The sequence below is a fragment of the Rhodopseudomonas sp. genome, assembly GCF_048594845.1.
In the GTDB taxonomy this organism is placed as follows: Bacteria; Pseudomonadota; Alphaproteobacteria; order Rhizobiales; family Xanthobacteraceae; genus Rhodopseudomonas.
Window position 1 is genome coordinate 1 of sequence record NZ_JBMDXE010000359.1, and the last position, 4,630, is coordinate 4,630.

5 protein-coding genes are annotated in these 4,630 nt (G+C 65.2%); 1 reads left to right on the plus strand and 4 read right to left on the minus strand.

The window, feature by feature from the left end:
* Positions 1-33: 33 nt before the first annotated feature.
* Positions 34-711, minus strand: a complete 678-nt coding sequence (locus tag ACOJTD_RS24515; protein ID WP_420135454.1) for a response regulator — start codon at positions 709-711, stop codon at positions 34-36.
* 313 nt (positions 712-1,024) lie between these two features.
* Here ACOJTD_RS24515 and ACOJTD_RS24520 point away from each other — a divergent pair, with 313 nt between their 5' ends.
* Entirely contained in the window at positions 1,025-2,689 is a 1,665-nt protein-coding gene (locus tag ACOJTD_RS24520; protein ID WP_420135455.1) for an MFS transporter, read from the plus strand.
* 285 nt (positions 2,690-2,974) lie between these two features.
* Here the strand turns inward: ACOJTD_RS24520 and ACOJTD_RS24525 are convergent, their stop codons facing one another.
* From ACOJTD_RS24525 to ACOJTD_RS24535, 3 genes are all read right to left on the minus strand, one after another.
* Positions 2,975-3,448: a secondary thiamine-phosphate synthase enzyme YjbQ gene (locus tag ACOJTD_RS24525; protein WP_420135456.1), complete on the minus strand. Its 474-nt coding sequence runs from the start codon at positions 3,446-3,448 to the stop codon at positions 2,975-2,977.
* A gap of 101 nt (positions 3,449-3,549) precedes the next feature.
* Positions 3,550-4,140, minus strand: a complete 591-nt coding sequence (locus ACOJTD_RS24530) for a hypothetical protein (RefSeq protein WP_420135457.1) — start codon at positions 4,138-4,140, stop codon at positions 3,550-3,552.
* Between the two features lie 43 nt (positions 4,141-4,183).
* Positions 4,184-4,630: 2-hydroxychromene-2-carboxylate isomerase (locus tag ACOJTD_RS24535; protein ID WP_420135458.1), on the minus strand; the 447-nt coding region annotated here is incomplete at its 5' end.

The following is a 4,630-nucleotide window of genomic DNA, read 5'->3' on the forward strand; positions in this document are numbered from 1 at the left end:
AAAGGCTTTCTCAGGCGGACAAGACGACGAAGTCTACGACGCGATCGGCTCTTCCTGGCGCCACTGGTTGCCGGAGATCTTCGCCGCGGCGATCACCGCCTGGGTACGGCTTTCGACCCCGAGCTTTTGCAGGATCGCCGACACGTGGGCCTTGATGGTGGCTTCCGACACGCCGAGCTCGTAGGCGATCTGCTTGTTGAGCAGCCCTTCGGACAGCATCATCAGCACCCGCACCTGCTGCGGCGTCAGAGTCACCAGGCGGTCGCGCAGCTTGCTGGTCTCCGGGTCGGCCGCGGCCGAGAGGTCGACATCCGGCGGAACCCAGACATCGCCGTCGAGCACCCGCAGGATCGCGTCGCCGAGCTTCTCGACGCCGAACCGCTTGGGCACGAAGCCCGATGCGCCGAAATCGAGAGAGCGGCGGATCGTGTCGACGTCGTCACTGGCCGAGACCACCACCACGGGAATCGCCGGGTATTGGGCGCGGAGATAGATCAGTCCGGAGAAGCCGCTGATCCCTGGCATCTTGAGATCGAGCAGGACCAGATCGACGTCCCCCTCGCGCTCGAGCAGCGCGGTGAGGTCCTCGAACGAACCGACTTCGCCGATTTTCGCACCGGGAACCACGCTGGAGACGGCGAGCCGAAGGGCGTCGCGGAATAGCGGGTGGTCGTCGGCGATGATCAAATGCGTGCTGGCGGGCGTGCTCATGATGTCCCTTGTGCGCAAGCGATAATCAACAGTCTCGCATTCAGGCCCGCGCGCGCGCAGGTCGGATGAAGTGTCGCCCCAAAGGTCGACGGCTGGCAAGGCGTTTAGCTGCCTTCGCGTACCATCCTGCCCTTACTTGCAACCCAAAACATTGAGCAAGCGCAAGAACGGAGACGGAACACCGGCCGAAAGTCGTAATGCCTGACAATCTCGACGATGTTACCTTGCATCTAACGTACTGTGTCCGCCTGCCGCGGCACGGCAAGAACAAGAAAAACAACATGATTTCACTGTCAGAGGGAGGTACTCGCTAATGTCGACTTATGCCGCGACGCCCGTTCGGTCCGGCGGGATGACGAAGGACGAACGTTTCGTCATTGTCGCCTCGTCGCTCGGTACTGTTTTCGAGTGGTACGATTTCTATTTGTACGGATCGCTGGCCGCCATCATCGGCGCGCAGTTCTTCAGCGCCTATCCGCCGGCAACCCGGGACATCTTCGCGCTGCTGGCCTTCGCCGCCGGCTTCCTGGTGCGTCCGTTCGGCGCCATCGTGTTCGGCCGGGTCGGCGACCTCGTCGGCCGTAAATACACCTTCCTGGTCACCATCCTGATCATGGGTCTGTCGACCTTCATCGTCGGCCTGCTGCCGAATGCGGCGACGATCGGCATTGCGGCGCCGATCATCCTGATCGGCCTGCGCCTGCTGCAGGGCCTCGCGCTCGGCGGCGAATATGGCGGTGCGGCGACCTATGTGGCGGAACACGCTCCGCCCGGCAAACGCGGCTATTACACCTCGTTCATTCAGACCACGGCGACGCTCGGCCTGTTCCTGTCGCTGCTGGTGATCCTGGCGACCCGCACCATCCTGGGCGAACCCGAATTCGCCGCCTGGGGCTGGCGCATTCCGTTCCTGGTCTCGGTGGCGCTGCTCGGCGTCTCGGTCTGGATCCGGCTGCGGCTCAACGAGTCGCCGGTGTTCCAGAAGATGAAGGAAGAGGGCAAGAGCTCGAAGGCGCCGCTGACCGAAGCCTTCGCCAACTGGGGCAACGCCAAGATCGTGCTGATCGCGCTGCTCGGCGGCGTGATGGGTCAGGGCGTGGTCTGGTACACTGGCCAGTTCTACGCGCTGTTCTTCCTGCAATCGATCCTGAAGGTCGACGGCTATACGTCGAACCTGCTGATCGCCTGGTCGCTGCTGCTCGGCACCGTGTTCTTCATCTTCTTCGGCTGGCTGTCGGACAAGATCGGACGCAAGCCGATCATCCTGGCCGGCTGCGCGATCGCGGCTCTGTCGTTCTTCCCGATCTTCAAGGCCATCACCACCAACGCCAACCCGGCGCTGGAAAAGGCGATCGAGACCGTCAAGGTCGAGGTCGTGGCGGATCCGGCGCAGTGCGGCGACCTGTTCAACCCGGTCGGCACCCGCGTCTTCACCGCGCCGTGCGACACCGCCCGCGCCTACCTGTCGCAGTCGTCGGTCAAGTACACGACCGCGAAGGCACCGGCAGGCTCGCCCGTGAAGGTGACGGTGAACGGCACCGACGTTCCCTACACCGACGCCAAGACGTCGAACCCGGCGGTGCTGGCGGCGATCCAGGCGGCCGGCTATCCGAAGGCCGGCAATCCGGACATCATCAAGATGTCGAACCCGTTCGACATCTTCAAGGCGCGCACCGCGGCGGTGATCGGGCTGCTGTTCATCCTGGTGCTGTTCGTCACCATGGTGTACGGGCCTATCGCCGCGATGCTGGTCGAACTGTTCCCAACCCGCATCCGCTACACCTCGATGTCGCTGCCCTACCATATCGGCAACGGCTGGTTCGGCGGCCTGCTGCCGGCGACCGCCTTCGCGATCGTGGCCTCGACCGGCGATATCTACGCCGGCCTGTGGTACCCGATCATCTTCGCTTCGATCACCGTGGTGATCGGCCTGATCTTCCTGCCGGAGACCAAGGACGTCGACATCAGCAGCACCTGATGACCCGCGTTCCGGCGGCGACGCCGCACCCACCACTTGGAATGCGAACGGCCGCGGAGCGATCCGCGGCCGTTTTGTTTGAAGCGGGTCTGGGGGCGGCGTCGCCCTCCCCCCCCCCTCGCCCGCACGGGGGTGAGGGAGGGGGGAGGGCACCGTTGCAAGTTTTGACACCGACAACTGCCGTCTCGTCATTGCGAGGAGCGAAGCGACGAAGCAATCCAGCGCAGTGCACGGCGCTGGATTGCTTCGCTGCGCTCGCAATGACGGAGTAACTGAGGGGCGACTTTATCCTGTCGTCCCCAGAAACTGCAGCACCACCTCTCGGCGGTGCGGGCGGCGGCGGTGTTCGATCAAGTAGATGCCCTGCCAGGTGCCGAGCGCGAGGCGACCTTGTAGCACCGGGATCTGCAGCGACGTCGCCGTCAGCATCGACTTCACATGCGCCGGCATGTCGTCCGGCCCCTCGGTGTCATGGACCCAGCCGGCATTTTCGGGGGCGAGCTTGTTCAGCACCGTGGTGAGATCGACCAGCACCGTCGGATCGGCGTTTTCCTGAATCGTCAGCGACGCCGAGGTGTGGCGCACGAATACTGTCAGCGATCCGTCTCGTGCACCCGCCTCGGCGACGAATTTCGCGATGTCGCGAGTGATGTCGACAAAGCCTGCCCCACTCGTCTGCACCGTCAGCAGCGACGACGCGACGTGGGTCACGGCCGCTGCCGCGACCGGGCCGCGGGTGATCGTGCGGGATGAGCTCATCCGAACCTCGTATCTGAATCCCAGTCAGCGCCTTCTCACGCAGCGCACCAGCCCAGAAGCAACGCGTCCAACGCTTTGCAGCGCCGGAGTTCGCGCGCCCCTCAGGTCTTGCCGTCGCCGGAGGTCTCGCGCTGGATGCGCTGCGCCATCTCCATCAGCCGCCGCCACGCGCGCTCGAGGAAACCGACGACGCGATCGACGTCCTGATCGCTCGGCAGCGGGATCTCCAGCTTGCGCTGGCCATCCTTGGTGGTGACCTCCGGGGCCGGCAGCTTGTCGGTCTTCGGCATCGCTTCGTCGATCTTGCCGGAGACGCCCGGGCCGCGCTGCGCGAGCTGCGTCTTGAGGCTGTCGTTCTCGACCCGGAGCGCCTCGGCCTCTTTCTTCAGCCGGTCGTTATCGGTCTGCAGCCGGCCGATTTCGGCATCGAACGCGGCGCGCTCGTCGGCCACCTCATAGCAGGCCCAGCCATTGCCCTTGTCGGTGCAGGTCGACACCTTGCCGGTGCGGGTGTCGAGCCGCGTCACACCGTCGGCATTCGGCGTGAAGGTGTAGCCGCCGTTCTCGCTGTCCGGCAGCGGATCGGCCGATGCGATGCCGCCGCCAAATCCAACGGCCGCGCCGAGCGCAGCGATCCACAGCAGGCGCCGCGCCGGGCCGGAGCGGATCGCATCGGGAAGCACCATGGTCATCGTAAGCTCCGCTGGCAGAAAGAGACCCCGCGGATATGGGGTCTCAGGCCGGCGCGCGATACGGCGCGCGGCCGGATTTCAACGCGTCGCCCAGCAGTTCGATCCGGTCCTGCCCCCAGAACACTTCGCCATCCAGCACATAGGCCGGAGAGCCGAACACCCCGGCGGCGATCGCGTCCTGCCGGTTCTGCTCATAGACGGCGCGGATCTGGTCCGAGGCGGCGTGCGCCACCAGCTTTTCGCCCGGCAGACCGGCCGCAGCGGCGAGTTCGGTCAGCACCAAAGGATCGGCGAGATTGCGCTCGGTCTGCCACACCCCCGAATAGGCGCGCTGCATATACGGCTCCGGATCGAGACCGGCGGCGAGCGCGGCCAGCACCACGCCGTCGGCGAGCCGCGCATCGAACGGCCAGTGCTTCGGCCACAATTTGAAATCGAGGTCGCGCTTGTCGCGCCAGCGCTGCAACTCGATCAGCCGGTAGCGCTGCCG